16 protein-coding genes and 1 riboswitch are annotated in these 21,037 nt (G+C 41.3%); of the genes, 9 read left to right on the top strand and 7 right to left on the bottom strand.

All coding sequences use genetic code 11. The annotated features are described in order from the left end of the window. The first annotated feature begins 59 nt into the window (after positions 1-59). The 4 genes from AC1W6K_RS04250 (at position 60) to smpB (ending at position 4,007) form a co-directional block, all read left to right on the top strand. Positions 60-2,489, top strand: coding sequence for a penicillin acylase family protein (locus tag AC1W6K_RS04250; protein WP_481946566.1), 2,430 nt, complete (start codon positions 60-62; stop codon positions 2,487-2,489). Between the two features lies 1 nt (position 2,490). Then, positions 2,491-2,835, top strand: a complete 345-nt coding sequence (locus AC1W6K_RS04245; RefSeq protein WP_481720254.1) for a hypothetical protein — start codon at positions 2,491-2,493, stop codon at positions 2,833-2,835. Between the two features lie 68 nt (positions 2,836-2,903). Continuing rightward, a complete protein-coding gene (locus AC1W6K_RS04240) occupies positions 2,904-3,488 on the top strand; it encodes an OmpH/Skp family outer membrane protein (protein WP_481720256.1) in 585 nt (194 codons plus the stop codon). A 57-nt stretch (positions 3,489-3,545) separates the two neighbouring features. After that, positions 3,546-4,007, top strand: coding sequence for an SsrA-binding protein SmpB (smpB, locus tag AC1W6K_RS04235; protein WP_395784867.1), 462 nt, complete (start codon positions 3,546-3,548; stop codon positions 4,005-4,007). Here smpB and AC1W6K_RS04230 read toward each other — a convergent pair. The 3 genes from AC1W6K_RS04230 to AC1W6K_RS04220 are packed head-to-tail and all read right to left on the bottom strand — an operon-like array spanning position 3,997 to position 5,841. Beyond that, positions 3,997-4,539, bottom strand: a complete 543-nt coding sequence (locus tag AC1W6K_RS04230) for a CopD family protein (protein WP_481946565.1) — start codon at positions 4,537-4,539, stop codon at positions 3,997-3,999. The genes smpB and AC1W6K_RS04230 overlap by 11 nt on opposite strands. Beyond that, positions 4,539-5,273 carry a polyprenol monophosphomannose synthase gene (locus AC1W6K_RS04225; RefSeq protein ID WP_481946564.1) on the bottom strand — a complete coding sequence of 245 codons (735 nt, stop codon included), beginning with the start codon at positions 5,271-5,273 and terminating at the stop codon, positions 4,539-4,541. Before AC1W6K_RS04225 ends, AC1W6K_RS04230 begins: the two co-directional genes overlap by 1 nt. 1 nt (position 5,274) lies before the next feature. Then, a complete protein-coding gene (locus tag AC1W6K_RS04220; protein WP_481946563.1) occupies positions 5,275-5,841 on the bottom strand; it encodes a DNA-3-methyladenine glycosylase I in 567 nt (188 codons plus the stop codon). Positions 5,842-5,941: 100 nt separating this feature from the next. Then, positions 5,942-6,135: riboswitch (cobalamin riboswitch) on the top strand. Between the two features lie 73 nt (positions 6,136-6,208). Between AC1W6K_RS04220 and AC1W6K_RS04215 the strand changes: the two genes are divergently transcribed. Further along, positions 6,209-8,146, top strand: a complete 1,938-nt coding sequence (locus tag AC1W6K_RS04215; protein WP_481946562.1) for a TonB-dependent receptor plug domain-containing protein — start codon at positions 6,209-6,211, stop codon at positions 8,144-8,146. Here the strand turns inward: AC1W6K_RS04215 and AC1W6K_RS04210 are convergent. After that, complete coding sequence (locus AC1W6K_RS04210; RefSeq protein WP_481721830.1) at positions 8,143-8,670, bottom strand: DUF4833 domain-containing protein; 528 nt, start codon at positions 8,668-8,670, stop codon at positions 8,143-8,145. The two genes, AC1W6K_RS04215 and AC1W6K_RS04210, sit on opposite strands and share 4 nt — an antisense overlap. Positions 8,671-8,791: 121 nt before the next feature. Here AC1W6K_RS04210 and AC1W6K_RS04205 point away from each other — a divergent pair, with 121 nt between their 5' ends. The 3 genes from AC1W6K_RS04205 to infB are packed head-to-tail and all read left to right on the top strand — an operon-like array spanning position 8,792 to position 13,369. Next, on the top strand, positions 8,792-9,331 hold the full coding sequence (locus tag AC1W6K_RS04205) for a ribosome maturation factor RimP (protein WP_481946561.1): 540 nt from the start codon (positions 8,792-8,794) through the stop codon (positions 9,329-9,331). Between the two features lie 18 nt (positions 9,332-9,349). Further along, complete coding sequence (gene nusA, locus AC1W6K_RS04200; protein ID WP_481721834.1) at positions 9,350-10,597, top strand: transcription termination factor NusA; 1,248 nt, start codon at positions 9,350-9,352, stop codon at positions 10,595-10,597. A 39-nt stretch (positions 10,598-10,636) separates the two neighbouring features. Then, on the top strand, positions 10,637-13,369 hold the full coding sequence (gene infB, locus AC1W6K_RS04195) for a translation initiation factor IF-2 (RefSeq protein ID WP_481946560.1): 2,733 nt from the start codon (positions 10,637-10,639) through the stop codon (positions 13,367-13,369). A 53-nt stretch (positions 13,370-13,422) separates the two neighbouring features. Here infB and AC1W6K_RS04190 read toward each other — a convergent pair whose 3' ends face one another. The 3 genes from AC1W6K_RS04190 to AC1W6K_RS04180 all read right to left on the bottom strand — a co-directional run bounded on the left by AC1W6K_RS04190 (position 13,423) and on the right by AC1W6K_RS04180 (position 18,197). Continuing rightward, positions 13,423-14,505, bottom strand: a complete 1,083-nt coding sequence (locus tag AC1W6K_RS04190) for a Wzz/FepE/Etk N-terminal domain-containing protein (RefSeq protein WP_481946559.1) — start codon at positions 14,503-14,505, stop codon at positions 13,423-13,425. Between the two features lie 4 nt (positions 14,506-14,509). Continuing rightward, positions 14,510-17,071 (bottom strand): SLBB domain-containing protein, encoded by a 2,562-nt coding sequence (locus tag AC1W6K_RS04185; RefSeq protein ID WP_481946558.1) that lies wholly within the window; start codon positions 17,069-17,071, stop codon positions 14,510-14,512. Between the two features lie 79 nt (positions 17,072-17,150). Continuing rightward, positions 17,151-18,197 (bottom strand): PorP/SprF family type IX secretion system membrane protein, encoded by a 1,047-nt coding sequence (locus AC1W6K_RS04180; protein WP_481721842.1) that lies wholly within the window; start codon positions 18,195-18,197, stop codon positions 17,151-17,153. 97 nt (positions 18,198-18,294) lie between these two features. Between AC1W6K_RS04180 and AC1W6K_RS04175 the strand changes: the two genes are divergently transcribed. Continuing rightward, positions 18,295-21,037, top strand: a 2,743-nt coding sequence (locus AC1W6K_RS04175; RefSeq protein ID WP_481946557.1) for a T9SS type B sorting domain-containing protein, incomplete at its 3' end; no start/stop codon positions are given.

Genomic DNA, 21,037 nt, shown 5'->3' with positions numbered 1-21,037 from the left:
TGCCTTTCTAAAAGTAAAAAAAATCTTAGAAAATTTATCGTTCATCATCAATCGTTTCTATGAACTTAGTTAAAAAGGTATTCCCGTTGCTGATCACCCTTTGTGTAACATACGTTTTGTCAAATTCTTGGGGTACCATCCCGCCATTCGGTAAATTTCTCAGTCCATTTCATGGTTTTTGGGTCAATGCGGAAGCGCCTGAGTCGGGGGAGCCAACAGAAGAAAATTTGCAAATTCCGGGTTTGCAAAAACCTGTTAAGGTGGTCTACGATGAAATGGGAATCCCGCATATTTTTGCCGAAAATGATCACGATTTATTTTTAGCTCAAGGTTATTTGACCGCCAAAGACCGTTTGTGGCAAATGGAATTTCAAACGCATTTTGCGGGGGGACGTATTTCTGAAATTGTAGGAGAAAAAGGTTTAGCGTCTGACCAATTTCAGCGCCGCATGGGTTCCGTTTATGGTGCCGAGCAATCTTTTGAGGGAATGAAAGCAGATCCACTTTCAAAGGTCGCTTTAGAAGCTTATTCGGATGGAATCAATGCCTATATTTCGAGCTTATCGGAGCGAGATTTCCCCCTTGAATACAAGTTGTTAAACTACCAACCAGAACCTTGGACCCCCATTAAAAGTGCTTTGTTTCTAAAGAATATGTCTTTTGTATTAGCATCTGGTACGGATGACTTAAAAATGACTAAGATTTTACGCCAATACGGTCGTGAAGTTGCAGAGAATTTATTCCCAAATTATCCCTTTGAAGAAAGTCCGATTATTCCGAGCGGCACCCCGCTTGATTTCAAACCCGTTCCCGTTCCAGCAGCTCCCAAAGATTTTATGGGTTTAGCAAGTGCTATGCAAACACCCGAAAAAGACCCGAACATTGGCTCGAATAACTGGGCTGTTTCCGGAAATAAAACGGTTTCTGGTATGCCAATTTTGGCTAATGATCCACATCTAACTTTATCACTTCCTTCGATTTGGTATCAAGTTCAATTAGTTGCCCCAGGTGTGAATGTATATGGATCGACTATGCCCGGAACACCGAATGTGATTACAGGTTTCAACAAGGACATCGCATGGGGCGTAACCAATGTAGGCTCAGATGTGCTTGATTGGTATCAAGTTAAATTCAAAGACGCTTCCAAACTCGAGTACTGGCACGGCGGTCAATGGAAAAAAACAAAACTTCGGATTGAAACATTCAAGATTAAAGGCAAAAAGGATTTTGTGGACACGGTTTTCTTTACACACCACGGCCCAGTCGTTTACTTGAGTCATGAAAAAGCGTTCAAATCCAACATCCCTGTTGGCCATGCCTTACGCTGGATTGCACATGAAAAATCTCAAGAATTAACTACTTTCTATCAACTTAATCGGGCTAAAAATTACACCGATTACACCCAGGCCCTCAGTTATTATTCAGCCCCCGCACAAAACTTTGTTTTTGCGAGTAATGAAGGTGATATCGCGCTGTGGGTAAACGGGAAGTTTCCGTTGAAGTCGAAGTTGCATGGAAAATATTTGATGGATGGAACTGATCCCGCTGCCGACTGGCAAGGATTCATCCCGCATGCGCACAATCCACATGTTAAAAATCCTGCACGCGGTTTCGTAAGTTCAGCAAATCAATTTTCTACAGATGCCTCTTATCCCTATTACATGGGTTGGCAATATGCCCCTTCTGAGCGCGGAAGGCGCATCAATGAGCGTCTTACGGCCATGAGTAAAATCACCATTGACTCATTGCGCGGTTTACAAAATGACAACTTTAACATTCGGGCAAGAAAACTATTGCCACTTTTGCTTGCACAGGTTAGCTCCAATAGCAAAGCTATCGATGAATTAAAGCGATGGAATTTGCAAAATTCTGCTGAGTCGATTGGAGCTACTATTTTTGAAACCTGGGTAATCACTTTGCAATCATTCCTTTGGGATGATGAATTTGCTTCAAATGAAAAAGCGCCAATGAATCGGCCTGATATGGATCGCACGATTCATTTGATTGAACAAGAAGGAACGGCCCGCTGGTGGGATAATGTTTTGACAAAGGGCAAAAAAGAAACAATGCAGGATATTATCTCAAGTTCATTTCAAGCAGCATTGGATTCCTTAACTAAACACCACGGTCCCATGGGTAATGAGTGGGCTTGGAATAAACACAAAGAAACAGGTGTGCGGCATTTAATACCAGGAATGGATGCGCTAAGTCGCCTACATATTCCAGTGGGAGGTGGAGGTACAATGGTCAATGCTACAACGACCAAAACAGGGCCATCATGGCGTTTTATTGTTGAATTGTCAAAGAAAGGCACCCCAAAGGCCTTTGGAATTTACCCAGGTGGACAATCTGGGAATCCAGGTAGTGCGCATTATGATGACTTAATAGATACATGGGCCAAAGGGGAATTAAAGCCGTTGCTTTATTTAGATAAGCCAACAGAGCCAACAAATAGAATTCGTAAAAAATTAACTTTATCTGTTCAATAGTATGAAATATTCGCTTGGATTAATTCTAGTCTTTGTTGTTGTGGGTGCCTTAATTGGTATGTATTTACCTTGGTATGCCATGGGTATTTCTGCGGCTGTTATCGCGTATATCGTTGGCATGAAAACAAAAGGTTCTTTTATCGTTGGCTTCTTGGCAGGGTTTATTTTGTGGGTAATTACGGCCTATTATACGGTATTGGGACATCCGAGTACCCTACCTGGGCGCATGGCGGAGTTGCTACCATTGAAGGGCCAAGTTTCTCTTTTATATGTGGTGACCGGAATCATAGGTGGTTTAACAACCGGACTGTGGGTTTGGGCAGGCGCTCGTTTAAGACAGAAATAATAAAATTTTAGGACAATCAATTTTGACATTGTATATTTACCATTCTTTTAAAATAAAAATTTAATCTCGTGAAAAATCCAAGTATCGCTTACGTTTGGTTAGCCATTTTGACAATAGCAGTAGGCTATTCATTATTTAAGCCAAGCACAAGTGGAAGTGCTAGCGCAACGACAGCAGATGGAAAGCGCATCGTGTTTGTTAACTCCGACTCGTTATTAACGAATTATCAGTTTTACAAAGACGCACAAAAAGAATTTGAAAATAAGGGCTACCGTTTGCAAGTTGACCTAGGTCAAAAAGAGCGTGCGCTGCAAGCTGAATTGCAAGCGATCCAACAGCGTGCTTCGGCAATGACACAAGCACAATTACAAGCTGCTGATATGACCTTGAAGAAGAAAGGAGCAGAATTGCAGCAATATTCACAAGAAAAGCAAGCGGAATTAGGACAAGAGCAAGCGAAGAAAAACGAAGAGTTATACAACAACATTCGTGAATATGTCTTAAAAGTTAACAAGGAAAATAAATATGAATTCGTTTTGGGCTATTCGAAAGTAGGTGGCGGTATTTTATTCGCTGATGCCTCAGTAGATGTAACCCAAAAATTAGTAGACGGTCTTAACAAAGAATACGCAGCTAAGAAAGGGAATAAGTAATCAATTATTTGTTTTGAAGGCCACGCAGTTTGTGCTGTGTGGCCTTTTTGTTTTAACATGGCCAAAGAAAAAATTCAAAAACAAGTCGAAATTAAAAACCGACGCGCATCCTTCGAATATGCATTCTTGGATACGTTTACGGCAGGCTTGGTATTGACTGGCACAGAGATTAAATCGATCCGACAAGGCAAAGCGAATCTAACCGATGGCTATTGTGTTTTCTTTCAAGAGGAATTGTTTGTGCGCAATATGCATATTTCAGCCTACGATGAAGGGACACATTACAACCATGATCCTTTACGTGATCGCAAACTTTTATTGTCCAAACGCGAATTAGCCAAGCTGCAAAAGGAACTGAAAAATGTAGGTTTGACGATTATTCCTACACGCCTATTTATATCAGATAAGGGTTATGCCAAATTGAATATTGCCTTAGCCAAAGGAAAGAAAACATTCGATAAACGAGATGATATTAAAGAGAAGGATGTGAAACGAGATATGGATCGCGCTATGCGTTAGTCCGATATTTCCGAACGATTTTTACGGCCGCCATAATTACAATGGCAAAAATGACAAACCCCACCAACCCATAAATCATATCCAAGGTATTTTTCGCGACCACAAGAAACACCACGGCCACAAGAAGTATCGTTGCAATTTCATTGAACATTCGCAATTGAGGCCCAGAAATGATAAAATTTCCTTGTTGGAATTGGCGAATGAAATGCCGACAAACAAAGTGGAAGATTGTAATGCCCACAACGAAACTCAATTTGAGATGTAACCAGGTGTGCGAGGCGAATGAATCCCACCATGCTAGGTAAATTAAAATCAATCCCGTTATCCAAGTCAAAAACATCGCCGGAATCATGATGGCGTTAAATAGCAGTTTCTCCATTTTGGAAAACTGAGCTGATAAAATAGCTTTCTCGTTTGGCTCTTTGCTTTGAGCCTCCGCATGATAAACGAGTAAGCGGGGAAGGTAAAATAGGCCAGCAAACCAGCTGACAACAAATATAATATGCAGTGATTTTAAGATTGAGTAGTCCATTACGATGCTTGGTAACGCTTAAACAAACTGCTAATTTTTAACTGAATAACCCCAAAAATTGCCTCTTTGAATATATTCGCCGACATCTTACTCGTACCCTTTGTCCGGTCGGTGAAAATGATGGGAACCTCAATCATTTTAAATCCATATTTCCAGGTCGTGAATTTCATTTCAACTTGAAATGCATACCCAATGAATTTGATTTGGTCTAACGGGATTGTCTCTAATACGTTTCTGCGGTAACAAACAAACCCCGCTGTAGCATCTTGAATAGGCATGCCGGTAATGAATCGTACGTAATAACCTGCAAAATATGACATCAGAACGCGTCCCATAGGCCAATTGACCACATTTACGCCTTTGATATACCGTGATCCTATTGACATATATGCTCCTTCTTCGTGACAAGCATGATGTAAACGAACCAAATCATCTGGATTATGCGAGAAGTCGGCATCCATCTCAAAAATATATGCATAACCCTGATCCAATGCATATTTAAATCCGGCAATATAGGCGGTACCTAATCCTAGTTTTCCTTTACGTGCCACTAAATGTATGCGGTCCGGGTGCAATGCTTGTAATCGCTTGACTTCTGCAGCAGTTCCATCGGGGGATCCATCATCTACGATCAATAAATCAAAAACAGGCTTCAGGCTCAACACCTTTTCGATGATGGCTTGGATGTTTTCGATCTCATTGTAGGTCGGTATGATAACGATCCTTGAATTCATATTATCTATTCGAGTAACAGAAACAGCTTTTTACATGGTCATTCACTAAACCGGCCGCTTGCATAAATGCGTAGCAGATGGTGGGCCCCACAAACTTGAATCCCAATTTCTTCAACTCTTTGCTTAATCGCTCCGATAATTCGGTGCTTGCTGGCAAAGCCTCATGTATAGTGAAATGATTTTGAATGGGATTGTCGTTCACGAAAGCCCATATAAATCGGTCAAAGCTACCAAATTTTTCCTGAATTCGAATATATGCTTGCGCATTCGTCCGGACAGACCAGATTTTTTGTCGGTTTCGGATAATCAATGGATTTTGCATTTGCTTTTCGAGTGCTTCTTCAGACCAGTTAGCCAAGGTTTGAAAATCAAAATTTTCAAATGCCTCTCGAAAGTATTCTCTTTTGCGCAGAATGGTGATCCAAGATAAGCCGGATTGAAAACCCTCTAAAATGAGTAATTCAAAAAGTGCATAGTCATCATGCAATGGCTTTCCCCATTCTTGGTCATGATAGGATTGGTAAAGCGGGTCATTTCCGGGCCAAAGGCATCGGGTCACTGTTTCCATGTGGGTAGGTTTAGGGTACAAAGAAGTTAATTATTTGGGAATTGACAGAGTACAAAGTTGATAAGTTGGAATAAAAATCAATTTCTAGATAAAATATACTAAGTTTGCATCAGTTTAAGGTGTACCAAATCATCCGTGATTTGCTGCTTAATAGGGAATTCAGTGAAATGCTGGAACTGTCCCCGCAACTGTAAACTTTCAAAATGCTTTTCTACCTCATGTCACTGGCTTCGGCTGGGAAGACGGAAAAGAATCGAAAGTGAGTCAGGAGACCTGCCTTAAATGATCCTTGACCCTGTTTTACGGTGGATGAGCTGGGGTCGAGCGTTCGATTACCTTTTTATTTTCACGCCCTTTGGGCAAAAACATGTTAAAATTACAATCAGCGATTGCAATCGCTACGCTATTCCTGTGTGGGTATCATTCCATGCATGGGCAAACAAAATACTTCACTGATTCCACATTAGCCGAAGTTCAAGTATCAGCCAGTAAATTCCCAGCAAAACTTGCGCAGACAGGGAAAGTCGTGTCCATCATTTCGCGTCAGCAAATCCAGGCAAGCCTAGGAAAAGGGTTGGGGGAACTTTTACAAGAGACGGTAGGTATTTCAGTTGTGGGTTCACGAAGTGCTCCAGGTACAAATCAAGAAATTTATGTTCGTGGGGCAAATACGGGCCATGTTTTATTATTAATTGATGGATTTCCAGCAAATGACCCTTCCCATATTTCATCGGTGATGGATTGGAATTTAATTAATTTGGCAAATCTGGAACGTATTGAAATCATGAAAGGTGGGCAGTCGACATTATATGGCTCGGATGCGATGGCAGCCGTCATTAATTTAGTCACAGATCGATCGAGCAATGCCATTACATTGCAAGGTGGTGGACTTGGTACGCATGCTCAGTCCGTGCAATTGCAACGAAAAGTAGGTCAAGTACAGGTAGGTGTAAGCGCTCAAAATACATCAACCAATGGGTTTTCGGCCGCTGCGGATCAAGCCGAAAAAGATGGTTTTAATCAGCAAAATGTACGGGTTCGATTAAGTAGTATGGTGCGTAAACGAAGTGATTGGGACCTTAGTTACCAAGGTGAAAAATACAAAGGAAATTTAGATGCCGGTCCATTTAGCGATGATTTGGACTATACCTCCACTGCTTCAAATCACGCCGTCCGAGGTCAATGGCATACGCAGTTTACGACTGGGGATATATTTTTACGTGTTTTTCATGATATCACCCGACGTAATTTTCGGAATGATTCCTTGTATATCCCCGAGAACGCCTATTCTAATTACAATGAATCGACCTACTCGGGCACGAATCAGGGGGCTGAAATATATGCCAAATGGCGTTTGCCTTATGGGTTGATTGGGCTGGTTGGTTCGGAGTTGCGCCAACAGTCCACAGATCAGGCCGATTTTTCAATCAGTGCTTATGGTCGGTATGATTCGCCTGAGATCCAATCGAATTTAGCCAAAATCCAACTTTGGGGTAGTTATTTTACGTTACAAAAGCAGAGCGAAAAAGCTGGGTTTGAGGCAGGTTTTCGTTGGAATTCGCATTCGTTATTTGGCCAATCGCTTACTTATAATGTAAACCCGTATTGGCTTCCAAATTCTAAATCAAAGGTTTTTGCCAATTATGCCACGAGTTTTAAAGCTCCCTCCTTGTATCAATTGTATTCCCCATATGGAAACAAATCATTAAAGCCTGAGTATGGCGAAACTTGGGAGTTGGGTTTAGAGCAGTCGGCGGGCCAATGGTCAGGTCGTATTGTGGCCTTTCAAAATAACGTTCGCGATGGGATCGTTTTCCGATCATTGACGGTAGAGCCTTATGGTCGCTATGCGAATTTTGCCAAACAACAAACACGAGGCATCGAAGCCGAATTTAAATATACGTCTGCTAAATTTTCTGCCACAGGATCGTATACCTATCTCCGTGGTAATATTCAAAGTATCGTAGGAACCACAGATTCGACCTATTCCTCGTTGATTCGTCGGCCCAAACACCAGTTTTCCACACGTTTAGCTTATCAAATTTCAACTAAGTTGAATGTTAGTTTATTCGCGCAATACGTTGGCGAACGCCGTGATTATTATTTTGATGATGAAACCTACACCACGCGTGGGGTGGATTTGCCTAGTTATGTATGGATGGAATTACAGGCTTCGTACGCGTTTTCTAGTCGGTGGAAGGTACAAGTCATGGCGAAGAATGTGTTAAACCAGCGAATCGTAGAGTTAGTGGGATATGCTGGTCAGCCCACGAATGTGCAGTCGAGTTTGATTTTTCGATTTTAAGGGATAAAGCGTTCGTAGACGTCTTTTCCTGTAACGGGATCTTTGCCAAAAAGTTCAATGTAGTTCACGCTTGGCATCAAATTAGATTCATTGACGTGCACATAAACGCGTTTAAGGATTTGAAGTTTATTGTTGATTGGAAACAGTGCGATGGGACTTCCTTTGGTATCTAGTTTGACAACAAATTTACGTTTTCGGTAAGCTAGAAAATATCCTTCGTAGGTGTTGGATTCGGTGGAGATTGGGTTAGTGTATAGGCCGTAGGCTAACGTGCGTTGAATGGTGCTTAATTCTTCTTTTTGGCCCTTTTCAGCATAGCGAATCCAGTAAGTATATACGGGATCTTTGGGATTTAGTGTTTTGTTTGGGAGTAGATTTGCATCATAAATAACGGTATTTGCATTGGAGCTTCGTTGGATGTAAAAGAGTCTTATGCTTGAATTGGGGGGTATGGGAAAGCGGTCAGAGCGGGCATAAGCTGTGCAAGTGAAAAATAAGAAATAAAGGAAAAGACTTTTTGACACTAGTAATCAAATAAAATGGGAACGCAAGTAACGAATTTTAGTAAAGATACTTGCCCTAGATAAGGCTGTTTTATGTGCGAAACAGATCTATTTCTTGGTTTATTGAAATATTTATTTATCTTTGCATCGGAAATTTAAGAAAGAAGAGGGGTTTTTAATCCCTCTTTTTGTTTTCAATGCATTGATGGTAGACTTAAAGACAAAGATTAACGCGTGGATTCAGGAGTATATCGGAGCGGGCCCCATTTTTTTGGTGGACCTACAAGTTACGATTGGTGCTAGGCGTTCTTTGGTGACCATTTTGGTGGATACGATGGAGGGGGTGACGATTGAAGCATGTGCTTTATTGAGTCGGAAATTGGGTCATCATATTGAGGAGGAAGCGTGGATTGAGGAAGCGTATAATTTAGAGGTATCATCGCCGGGATTGGATTTTCCGTTGACACAGGGCTGGCAGTTTGAGAAAAATGCGGGTCGTAAAGTGAAAGTTTGGTTGAAGGAGGGAGATCCGGTGGTGGGCGAGTTGCAAGGGCATACGGCTGATGCGATTCAGGTTTTGACCGAAAAAACAGTTAAACATCGTGCTGTTGTGGCAAAAGAGCCTACATGGTTTCCGTTGCAGGCAGTTGATAAAATAAGAGTTCAAGTATCATTTCAATAAAAAAACGTAAGGATAGCAATGAATAGTGTTGAATTAATTTCGTCATTTTCAGATTTTGCTCGGGAAAAGAACATTGATAAGCCGACCATGATCGCGGTATTGGAAGAAGTATTTCGTACGATGATTCGTAAGAAATTCGGTTCTGATGAGAATTTTAATGTCATTATTAACCCCGAAAGTGGTGACCTAGAGATGTGGCGTACGCGCGAGATCGTAGATGACAATTCCGAGGATATTTGGGATTTTGATAAAATACCTTTGGCGGATGCCAAGTTGATTGAGCCAGATTTTGAGATTGGTGAAGAGGTGGCTGAATTGATTAAGTTGGAGGACTTCGGTCGGCGTGTCGTACAAACTGCGCGTCAGACATTGATCCAACGTATCAAAGACATTGAGAAAGAAGGTCTTTTTGATAAGTATAAAGATTTAGTTGGCGAATTAGTCACGTCTGAAGTATATCAAATTTTAGGTCGTGAGTTGATTTTATTGGACAATGAGGACAATGAATTGATTTTGCCAAAATCAGAAATGATTTCGAAGGACCGCTTTAAGAAAGGTGAGACGATTCGTGCGATTATTCACAAGGTAGAGATGTCGAATGGAACACCGCGCATCGTTTTGTCACGTATTTCCCCGGTATTTTTAGAGCGATTATTTGAGCAGGAGATTCCGGAAATTTATGATGGAACGATATCGATTCGCAAGATTGTTCGTGAACCAGGTGAACGTGCGAAGGTGGCTGTTGAGTCGTTTGATGACCGCATTGATCCAGTAGGAGCATGTGTGGGAATGAAGGGGTCTCGTATTCACGGCATTGTGCGTGAATTACAAAATGAAAATATTGACGTGATTAACTTCACGGATAATTTGGAGTTATTGGTGGCACGTACGTTGAGTCCAGCGAAGTTAAATTCGATGGCGATAGACAAGGAGCGTCGCCGTATTTCGGTTTATTTGAATTCGGATCAAGTGTCGATGGCGATCGGTCGTGGGGGTCAAAACATTAAGTTAGCTGGTAAGTTAGTGGGTTATGAAATTGATGTTTTCCGTGATGTCCCTAAGGATGAGTTGGATGATGAGGATGTAGAATTAACAGAATTCTCTAATGAGATTGAGGCTTGGATATTAGCTGAACTTCATAAGATTGGATTGGATACGGCGAAACAAGTTTTGGCTTTATCAAAAGAGGAATTGGAGCGTAGAACGGAATTGGAAGAGGGAACGATTGAGGATGTGTTGGCTGTATTGCGTTCAGAGTTTGAGTAAGATGTAACATTGACGAATTAGTATTTTGTAATTATTTATATGGCAGAAGAGAAAACAATGCGATTGAGCCTTGTAGCAAAACAAATAAACGTTGGAACGTCTACGATCCTTCAGTTTCTTTCTGCTAAAGGTCATAAGGTCGACAATAATCCAAATGCGAAGCTAAATTTTGAGCAATTGACTTTAGTGGCGAAGGAATATGGCGTCAGCCAAATTTTAGAGCAGACGGAAGCGCCCAAAAAAATGGAGGAGGAGGTTGTTGTGGTTGCTGCTCCTATTGAGGTGAAGCCTACGCCAGTGGTTGAAGAAGTACCGGCACCAGTCGCGGAGGCGCCTGCACCAGAACCTGTTAAGGAAGTGGTGGTTGAAGTGCCTAAGCTTGAGCCTGTTGCTGAAGAAAAGCCATTTGGTTTAAAGGTAGTAGGTAAAATTGATTTAGATAAGAAAGGAAATCCTGTTGCCGTGAAACCAGTTGCTAAGCCTGTCCCTAAGGAGAAGGCTCCTGAGCCGATCGTAGAGGCACCAAAAGTGGTGGAGGAAATGGTTATTCCGGCAGAACTATTGGCTGAAATGGATTTAGCATCCCTTCCACCTGAGGTAATTGAGTTGATTGAAGCTAGAGGGGAAACATTAAAGGGTTTAACTGTTTTAGGTAAGATTGAGTTGCCGGTTGACAATGACCGCGGAGGAAGTAAGCATAAGCGTAAGCGTATCATTAAGGAAGAGAAGAAGCCAGTAGCGAATGATCAAACACGTCCTGCACCGGGGGCTCAAAATAATGCCAACAATAATAATGCCCGTAAAGATTTTGGTAAGAAGCCAGCGCCGGGGGCAAAACCGGGTGTAAAGGAAGAGTTATCGGATAAAGATATTCAAGAGCAGATTAAGGCTACGATGGCTCGTTTGCAAGGAGCAACGAATAAGCAAAGTTTTGGTGCTGATAAGCGTCGCGTGAAGCGTCGTGAGCGTGCGGATGCGGAGGAAGCACGTCAAATGGCTGAGGATGAGGAGGCAAAAGTTTTGCGTGTTACGGAATTCGTTTCTGCGAGTGACTTGGCATCCTTGATGGATGTTTCAGTGAATGAGGTTATCTCAACATGTATGAGTTTGGGTATGTTCGTTTCGATTAACCAGCGTTTGGATGCTGAAGCGATTACGATTATTGCGGATGAGTTTGCATATGAGGTTCAATTTATTTCAGCTGAGGAAGAAATTGATGCGGTTGAATTGGATATTCCTGATGATCCAGCCGATTTATTGCCGCGTGCTCCGATCGTCACGATTATGGGACACGTTGACCATGGTAAGACTTCCTTATTGGATTATATCCGTAAGTCGAAGGTTACTGCGGGTGAAGCGGGAGGAATTACGCAGCACATAGGTGCTTATTCGGTTGAGACTGAATCTGGAAAGAAAGTTACGTTTTTAGATACACCGGGTCACGAAGCCTTTACGGCGATGCGTGCGCGTGGTGCGAAGGTGACGGATATTGTTATTATTGTAATTGCGGCGGATGATTCGGTCATGCCACAAACAAAGGAGGCTATCAATCACGCGATGGTTGCCGGTGCGCCGATCGTCTTTGCGTTCTCGAAAGTGGATAAGGATGGGGCGAACACCGACAAAGTACGTGAGGAGTTAGCTGCCATGAATATGTTAGTGGAGGATTGGGGTGGTAAATACCAATGCCAAGAAATCTCATCTAAATCCGGTTTAGGTATCAATGACTTGTTGGAGAAGGTCTTATTAGAAGCAGAAATGCTTGAATTAACCGCTAATCCAAACAAGAAAGCAATTGGTTCCGTTATTGAGGCTGAATTGGATAAGGGTCGTGGGTATGTAACGACGATGATGGTTCAAGACGGTACGTTACATGTGGGCGATATGATGTTGGCCGGCGACAATTATGGTCGTGTGAAGGCAATGTTTGATCACCATGGAAATAAAATCAAAAAGGCAGGCCCATCATCTCCGGTACAAGTATTGGGATTAAATGGCGCGCCACAGGCGGGGGATAAGTTGATTTGTTTGGAGAATGAGCGTGAAGCGCGCGAAATCGCGAATAAGCGTGAGCAAATTATACGGGAGCAATCGTTGCGTACCCGCAAGCACATTACCTTGGAGGAGATTGGTCGTCGGAAGGCGATAGGTACCTTCCGCGAGTTGAATGTGATTGTCAAAGGTGACGTGGATGGTTCTGTGGAAGCGCTTTCGGATTCCTTATTAAAGTTATCTACGGAAGAAGTTCAGGTTCGAATTATTCACAAAGGTGTGGGTCAGGTTTCTGAGTCGGATGTGGCGCTTGCGTCAACTTCCGATGCGGTAATTATTGCGTTCCAGGTTCGTCCGTCCCAAAATGCGCGTAAGTTGGCAGAAACCGAGCAAATTGAAATTCGCAATTACTCGATTATCTATCAGGCGATTGATGAGATAAAGGCCGCGATGGAGGGTATGTTGGCCCCAGCATTTGAGGAGGTTAATACAGCCAATATTGAGGTTCGTGATGTGTTTAAAATTACGAAGATTGGTACGGTGGCGGGTTGCTACGTGTTAGATGGTACCGTTAAACGTGCGCATAAGATTCGTGTGATTCGTGACTTTGTCGTGATTCACGATGGGGAGATTTCAGCTTTGAAGCGTTTCAAAGATGATGTAGCGGAAGTTAAATTTGGGTATGAATGTGGTATGTCGATCAAAGGGTTTAATGACCTTGAGGTGGGTGACCTTTTAGAATGCTACGAAATGAAAGAGGTGAAACGAACCTTGAAATAACAAAAAAGCCGAATCGAGAGATTCGGCTTTTTTTATGGGCTTTCCGGAAGGGATTAGCTTAGAAGTTCTTTGAGGTTTACGGATTTGAAGAATACGATAATGAGTGAAATGAATAATCCAAAGAACATGGCTCCTAGTGTTATCAATGTTCGGTTTGGGCTTACTTTTGATGGATTAACTTGGGCAGGTTCTAATATTTTAAACAATGGAGTATCTTTTTGAATCTTTATTTTAGCTTCAGTTAGTTGGCTTGAGAGTGTTGAATAAATATTAAATGCCAGGTCAACTTCATATTGTAGTTTCTTTTCTTGGTCCCTGGCTACAAATTTAAACACATTTCTATTTTGGTCTTTGTAATTTGATAGTGAAAATAGCGCTAAATCATACCGTTTTCTCGCGTCGTTTTGTCTTGCTTGAAGAAATTGCATCTCTTTACGCGACTTTTCCGTACGATAGCTAATTATGTATTTTGTTAATTGATTCTGAATCAAACTTGTCATATTAGCTGCTACTAATGGGTCATTGAATTTAGCCGAGATTAAAATTGCCGGAGATTTTTTATCAGTTTCAATTTTTATAGCAGTTTTTAATATTCCCATAGCGTTAGTTTCTGCTGGACTTAATGCCAATAAATCAGATGACATTCCGCGCAATGGTATTACTTTATCCAACACCTTTGTTGATTTTTTCTCTTTAAAGAAAAGTATAGGAGCATTGGAATTGTCTTGGTTTAAATAATCTTTTACTGTACCCCAAGATTTCGTCTTTGGATTGTATAATTTTTGTACGATTAACTCTCTTAAAAATGGGCTACTTTGTATAATATTCGGATAAAGGCCTGGAGTTAATAGATCTCCATTACTTTGTCCATTCCCTAGACTAATTCCTGCTAGTCCAGCAAGTGATGATAATCCACCAAGATTTCCTGATAATCCTGAATTTGCTGTACTTTCAGGGAGTACTTTTGCTACTGATTCATACTCGTTATCAAGAGTAAATGAATAGAGACCTCCAATACTTGTAAATATGACTGATATCAATAAAATTAATAGGCTATTATTTTTTAAAGACTTAAAGATTTCACCAAAATTGATCGAAATCTCTCCAGTTTCTTGGATATTATTTTCTGTAGACATACGATTATTTAGGTAAATTATTAATTAACGTAATCAAGGTTAGTGCAACTGAGATAAAACTTGAAGTTAAACCAATTGCTTCAGCAGCTGTCAATCCCTTCTTAGAACTCTCAGGAAGAGCGGGGATTGTGATTTCTGCACCTGGCTCAATTCTCGGATTCTTTTTGAAAATTAAGAACTTACGAATCTGATTCGAAACTCCATTTGCATAAGTAACATAAATTTGTTTTTTGTTTGCCAATATGGAATATCCTCCAGCCTCTGCTACGTAATCTTTTAGGGTAAAACTCTCTTTGTATGATACAGCTAATGGGTTTTGCACGGCTCCATTTAGTTTAACAGTTTGTAATAAGCGTGGTATCATCAATTCATCTCCAGCCATTAATTGAAGATTTTCTTGAGAGGCAGGATTTGATAAAATCTCTTTTAAGTTGACACCCACGGTTATTGTTCCACGAACTAATTTCGCCCCCTCCAAATAGCCTTCGGGACGTAGTCCTCCAGCTCGCGTGATGATATCTGAAATTTTCTGTTTGTTATTTTGAATGGCATAGCTTCCTGGATAATTGACCATACCAACAACGAGTACTGAACGCTGCTCTTCATAGTTTGGAGCTTTACGAATAGAAACAATGTCAAATGGCTGTAAAACCATTTGGCTTCCTTCATTCGAAACTTGTAAACTACCATCAATAGTTAAACTGATGATTTCGATTTTTTCAGCATTTTTGTTTGAATCGCCATGATTAATAATCCGACGAGCCACTTCTAAATTCGCAAAACTTGCAGATTCTTTTAAGCCTTTCGACATCAAAATTAAATCTCCCACGCGCATTCCTTCTTTGTACTCAAATTCACCCGGCTGATTCACTTCACCAAGAATGTTGACATACCGCTTCTCACGTAAATTTGTAATAGAATAAACCTTCAACACATCTTCGCGCTGTAATTGGATGTCGGCTGCTTCACCACGTAAAATTTTCCCTAAATCAATCGACATAATTTCTGGATCGTAATTCTCTTTGCGTCGTACTAAGGTAGCCCGACTTAAAAAAGCATCTTCGCGTAGGCCTTCCGATTTTTTGACTAAATCTTTCACAGTTGTCAGCCCAGGTTCGATGGCATAAATTCCCGGTCGGAAAATAGCACCTTCCACTTCCACTTTATTTTCAAAGCGCTCGATAATAGTTCCAATCGTGTAAATGTCTCCGTTATTTGGCAAAAATGAGTCTACTTTATCTTGTGTAATATTCATTAAACGAATCTCGCGCGAGGTGTTTCTGCGTACATTGATTGTATAGGTATATGCTTTTTCTGTAAACCCACCCGCAAAACGTAATAAATCCTTAAATGTTTCTCCTTTGACCATTTCATAAATCATCGGCCTTTTTACCTCACCGGTTAACTCAACCCGATTTTCATAATCTCCTACACGGATGACATCCTGATCATTCAAGTGGATATTGTTAGTCTGATCGGCACGTAATAAAAAGTCATATAAGTCTAAGGTGCGAACAACTTTGTTTCCCCGTACAACACGAATGCTACGGAAAGATCCATTTTTACTTGGTCCTCCTGCAACGTAAAGAGCATTAAATACCGTGGCTAAAGAAGATACAGTATACGTTCCTGGATAGGTAACCTCTCCCGTAAGGGTAACTTTGATACTGCGTACATTCCCCAATGTCACTTGAGCAGAAGAGCCGCTACCCGGTTTGTTGAGGCCTTGGTATAATTGTCTAAGCCGACTGATAATTCTTTCAGAAGCTACCTCAATGGTTAATCCATTTACGTAGATGGGTGCAATATTTAATATTTTGACCGTTCCTTCTGGGCTTACTTTGACTTTAAAGTTATCTAACACATCTCCAAAAATGGCAATATTTAATTCATCATCTGGACCCAATTGATAGTTTTTGGGCGTTGCAATGCGCATGTCCGGTTCGAAGGTTAGTAATTCAGTTTGAAATAAAGTCGCCCCAAATACTTTTTTATCAAGTACGTTACTCAATTTCTTTTGAACATTCTTGTAGCTCGCTACTAAACTATCGTTATAGATATCCAATGGCTTGGCTAATAATTTCCGCTCTTCTATAGTTAGCGGATTTTCTAAATAGGTTTTTGAAGGTTGAACAATCGTACTCCGCTTTCGATTTAAGTTTGTAGGAGCCATGCGCTGGTTATCCAAATCAAATGCACTGTTTTGATACATCGAGTTGAGACCCTGCATTCCTTGCATAGAAGACCCATTCATTGGATCAAGCATAGATGATTTTGAAGTAGGGGTGACTGTTGATGAAGATTCAACCGTGGCCATTCTTTCCCGCATTTTAGAAATATCAGAAGCCGTATATCCCTGTGTCTTTGCCATTTGCTCAATCTGCAATTCAGACATTCCACTCGCCTGTGCCCGCTCCATAAACAAGGCAATCTCCTCATCAGATAATTCATCTACACTACGTTTGGGCTGAGTTACCTGCTGGGCAGTGGCTAGGTGAGCGGCCAACAAGCATACTAAACTGAGTACAAGGAAAAGGGATTTGTTTGCCTTTTGGAAAAACTTCATATGGTCAACGTAAAATTTATGCAATTTATTAATTTTTTTGGTCTCAAACCGCTTCGTTTAGGGAATGGTCAGTTATTCGCTAAAATTTCGGACAAGCCAATTTACTGTTTAATAGTTTCGTTCGTTTACTTCGCGATAAATCTAAATCCAACAAATACGCAATTGATAATTCATGTGCGCCACCCGCAGATGACCCTAATTTCGAAATCGTCATGTCAAATGAATAACCAACCGAAAAAGAATCTAACCTATAGCCTAAGAGAAAAATTAAGGATTCCCGATTGTAATTTGTTTTTGAAATAGGAATACCTCGGTACCAAACTCCTGCCACCAACGGCGACACAGTTAAATAGGCTCCCATGTCCAACTGGTCAAATTTTCCTTGTTTTTTATAATGAACCACCGGACTGATACTCACCTCTTTATTCGCCCACGGATTACTTGTCGTTCGGTTCAAATATGGATCTTCAAAAATAATTTTCGTTCCCATCTGTATACCAAATTTGGTATTTAACGGATCATCTGTACCATTAAAAATAGATTTGTCCGGCCGATTAATGTGATGCGCCGTCAAACTAATCCACGAATTACGGAGATTTAATAAGGCGCCAGATGAGAAATCAATAAACTGATGCTTTGAACGAAACTGCGTTTGTATAGGGTCGTTCGAGGAGGGCATGAATCCATAATTGATGGATCGAAATTGATCCGCAAACACTAATTGGGAAGCATCTAAACTCCGCATATATAGGTCGGTTTGGATGCCGGCCGACAACCTTATATCTTCTCCTAAGTCAATGTGGTGGCCATATTGAAGCCCCAATTGCGTGGTTTGCAAATTCATGAATTGCTTATCCGATGTCATGATAATCCCCAATCCACTCTTTTGGTTACCCAAGGCAATATTGGCACTAATAGCCGAAAATTGATAGTTGGCATTTAACCCAGGCCACTGATTCCGATGCGTAAAATGTACATTCGATTGATTATCAATTCCCGCGAATGCCGGATTGATCAATAAAGGCGCGGCGTACATTTGAGACAATTGCGGATCCTGCGCTCGAACCAAGAAAACTTGAGTCAACCAGATGAAGAATACGATCGCAAAATGCCTCTTTTTGTTCATTGTCTACCGCGTAGCCCCGCAATTTAGTGGATTCGTTTTTCAAAAACCAATTTAAAGGCTTATTTTGTGATTGTTTCGCGTTATACTTCGCCTTACCATGTTTCGTTTTTACCTGTTTCTTGTCTTTTGTTTGGCTAGCCTCAGCTCAGCCTTTGGACAAATTCAATGTAGAAATACCTGCCTAAAGACATGCCAAGATTGTAAAGGAAAACAAGAAGGTCTCGAAACGGTCTGCGATGTCGAAGGAATTTACCCCACAGGAACTGTTTTTGATTGGGATATGGGTGATGGTGCGAGGTATTCTACCCCCACAGCAGTTCATACCTATACAGGACCCGGTGTGCGGACGGTGCGCGTGACGATTAGACCCACGGTCGGGTCTCCCATTCCACATACGAAGCAAGTTTATATAACTCAGATGCCTCGTACATTTTTAGGAAATGACAGCTGCAAAGACACCTTAGAGCTTTGTTCTGGTACTACGGTGATTAATGCATTCAAAAATTTACCTAGGTCTAGCTTTCCAAATCCATCGAATCTGAGTGTGACCTGGTTTCCGAATGGCGAAACTACAGACCAATTGACCGTCGACAAAGAAGGTTGCTATTCAGTTAAAATTAAAGATATTGTTTCCGGCTGTTATTCTGAAGCTCGCTTGCGCGTGATGTATTGCCAAACAAACAACGGTCCTTCCTCTGGTTCCGGAAGCCCTTTTTGGAGTATGGGAAGTGGGAACAAAATTAACTTTACGAGTGGTACACCCACAGTTAGTCCTGACCCTGGTTTTAATGCCCCCGCAGGATCATCCTCTTTAATATTTGCTCCCATCAAAGCTGCAAATAATTCCTTAGGCGGGATTTATACCAATGGTGATATGGTTAAGTCTTTTTCCGGAAACGTAATTACTAATTTAGGTGGGGATACAAATTTGAGTCAAGCAACGGCCATTTTGCCCAAGCAATCTTGCTCTGGATGTGATTCTGAATACTATATTTTTGGGATGAAACGGGTAGGTGGTAAAAACCAACTGTTTTACAGTGTTTTTGATATCTCTGGAAACGGCGGTTTGGGATCAGTAGTTGTACCATTTACCTCAGCTTCAATGGCAACTCCTATCAGCTCATTCGGGGCAACGGATAAGTTGGTAATCACAAGCGCTGGAGAGAAAGCCTTTTGGATCAATGCCTTCGAAGAAGGCACCAAAAATATCTACCGATATAAGTTGGATAGTTTAGGTTTGTCTAAGCCAAACAAATTTAATCTAACCTACAATGTTTCATTTTCTTCAAATTCAACACTTATTTTTTCGCCTAAAAATGATCGGCTGGCCATTGCAAACGATTCCCTTGGTTTAAGCCAAATCTTAATTATGCCCTTTGATACGTTAACGGGAGAATTTGATAATCGGATTATAAAACGAATCCAACTGGGTGCGCTGCCTGCAAAAGTATATGGTGTTGCGTTTTCACCTGACGGTAAAGTGCTCTATGTTACGACACGTGGAGATGGATCAACCATCAAATCCCAAATTTTGCAATTTGACCTAACTGCAGCGAATGTTGAAGCAACTAAATTCGTTGTCTACGAAACGACTGACCTCCTCGGGGATTTGAAATTGGACCCTGATAACTCAGCCCGACTTTACATCGCGATTGAAAACACGACTAAGTTTGCATTTATTCGTCGGCCAAATGTGTTGTTTACCAGCCTGGCGATTCCTGGGCCTACTAGTAATTTTGATATCACCACATTTACAGGTTCGGGAAATTTGGGTCGAGGTTTTACTACTGTTCAACTACCCACGCCATCGGGAGGTGGCGGACTACAGCAATCTTGCTCTGGTACAACCTATAGTTACAAATTACCTGAGCCCCCTAAGTGCAAGGATAAGGACAAGGAGATTACGGGGGCCAACTGGTCTATTTATGTTGGTAATGCCTATTCGGGAAGAACCTCGCCGAATTTGGTATACGATCCGATTTTAGGAATTACCAAGCAAGACCCAACGCTTGTTCGTGAGGCCTATTTTTCAAACCGAAAATCGATCAATTATTCCTACCCCGATAAGTCACCAAACCCTAAAAAGTATGTTATCGTTGTCGAAGTACTCACACTTTGTGGAAGCTATTTTCTCGATGCTGAGGAATTTGACATTCGAAATTTAAAGCCATTCTCCTTACGCAGCCGGGTGGATAAATTATTTATATCTACATCCGCAACACCTTCTTGCGTTAATCGAAACATTACCTTTCCGGATGCTATCCTAGATAAGGTCCCCGGTTTGTCTGGCCTTACCTATGAATGGAGTACTGGGGCAAATACGTCTACCATCACAGTAAATACAGAAGGAACGTATGCTGTCAAAATTAGTGATGATGCGACGGGTTGTGAAGTTAAAGGCGATATTGACCTACGTTATTACACAAAAGAGAATTTTATTCCTAAAGTTGATCCAAGCGTTTGTATGGATAATCCGACGCGTTTGCTAGAACTTAGGCCCATTGCAAATCCCGCAAGCTTAGAATTTTTATGGACAGAAAAAGGATTCCCCTTAGGAACAAATCCTTCCTTGAACGTCACCTATGCGACAACATACGATTTGCGTGTGCGTGATAGTTACGGTTGTATTTACGATAAACCATATGAGGTTAAAGATAAATGCCTACCCGTCGTTTTGGCACCCAATATTTTCACGCCCAATGGCGATGGAGTGAATGATCGTTTTGTACCACAGCCGTTAAATGCGGCTCGGACAAGAATTCTAAATGTGAAAATATTTAACCGTTGGGGAGAATTATTATTTGAAGGGGACAATTTACGCCCAGATACGCAATGGGATG

The organism is Aquirufa sp. (assembly GCF_964796385.1).
Note: the sequence above shows the minus strand (reverse complement) of the source record. Positions and strands in the feature narration are given on the sequence as shown.

What these genes read in the sequence shown, in the direction of transcription:
- AC1W6K_RS04250 (WP_481946566.1), top strand. Translation starts at nt 60, where the DNA reads ATGAACTTAGTTAAAAAGGTATTCCCGTTGCTGATCACCCTTTGTGTA.
- AC1W6K_RS04245 (WP_481720254.1), top strand. Translation starts at nt 2,491, where the DNA reads ATGAAATATTCGCTTGGATTAATTCTAGTCTTTGTTGTTGTGGGTGCC.
- smpB (WP_395784867.1), top strand. Translation starts at nt 3,546, where the DNA reads ATGGCCAAAGAAAAAATTCAAAAACAAGTCGAAATTAAAAACCGACGC.
- AC1W6K_RS04230 (WP_481946565.1), bottom strand. Translation starts at nt 4,539, where the DNA reads ATGGACTACTCAATCTTAAAATCACTGCATATTATATTTGTTGTCAGC.
- AC1W6K_RS04225 (WP_481946564.1), bottom strand. Translation starts at nt 5,273, where the DNA reads ATGAATTCAAGGATCGTTATCATACCGACCTACAATGAGATCGAAAAC.
- AC1W6K_RS04220 (WP_481946563.1), bottom strand. Translation starts at nt 5,841, where the DNA reads ATGGAAACAGTGACCCGATGCCTTTGGCCCGGAAATGACCCGCTTTAC.
- AC1W6K_RS04215 (WP_481946562.1), top strand. Translation starts at nt 6,209, where the DNA reads ATGTTAAAATTACAATCAGCGATTGCAATCGCTACGCTATTCCTGTGT.
- nusA (WP_481721834.1), top strand. Translation starts at nt 9,350, where the DNA reads ATGAATAGTGTTGAATTAATTTCGTCATTTTCAGATTTTGCTCGGGAA.
- infB (WP_481946560.1), top strand. Translation starts at nt 10,637, where the DNA reads ATGGCAGAAGAGAAAACAATGCGATTGAGCCTTGTAGCAAAACAAATA.
- AC1W6K_RS04190 (WP_481946559.1), bottom strand. Translation starts at nt 14,505, where the DNA reads ATGTCTACAGAAAATAATATCCAAGAAACTGGAGAGATTTCGATCAAT.
- AC1W6K_RS04185 (WP_481946558.1), bottom strand. Translation starts at nt 17,071, where the DNA reads ATGAAGTTTTTCCAAAAGGCAAACAAATCCCTTTTCCTTGTACTCAGT.
- AC1W6K_RS04180 (WP_481721842.1), bottom strand. Translation starts at nt 18,197, where the DNA reads ATGAACAAAAAGAGGCATTTTGCGATCGTATTCTTCATCTGGTTGACT.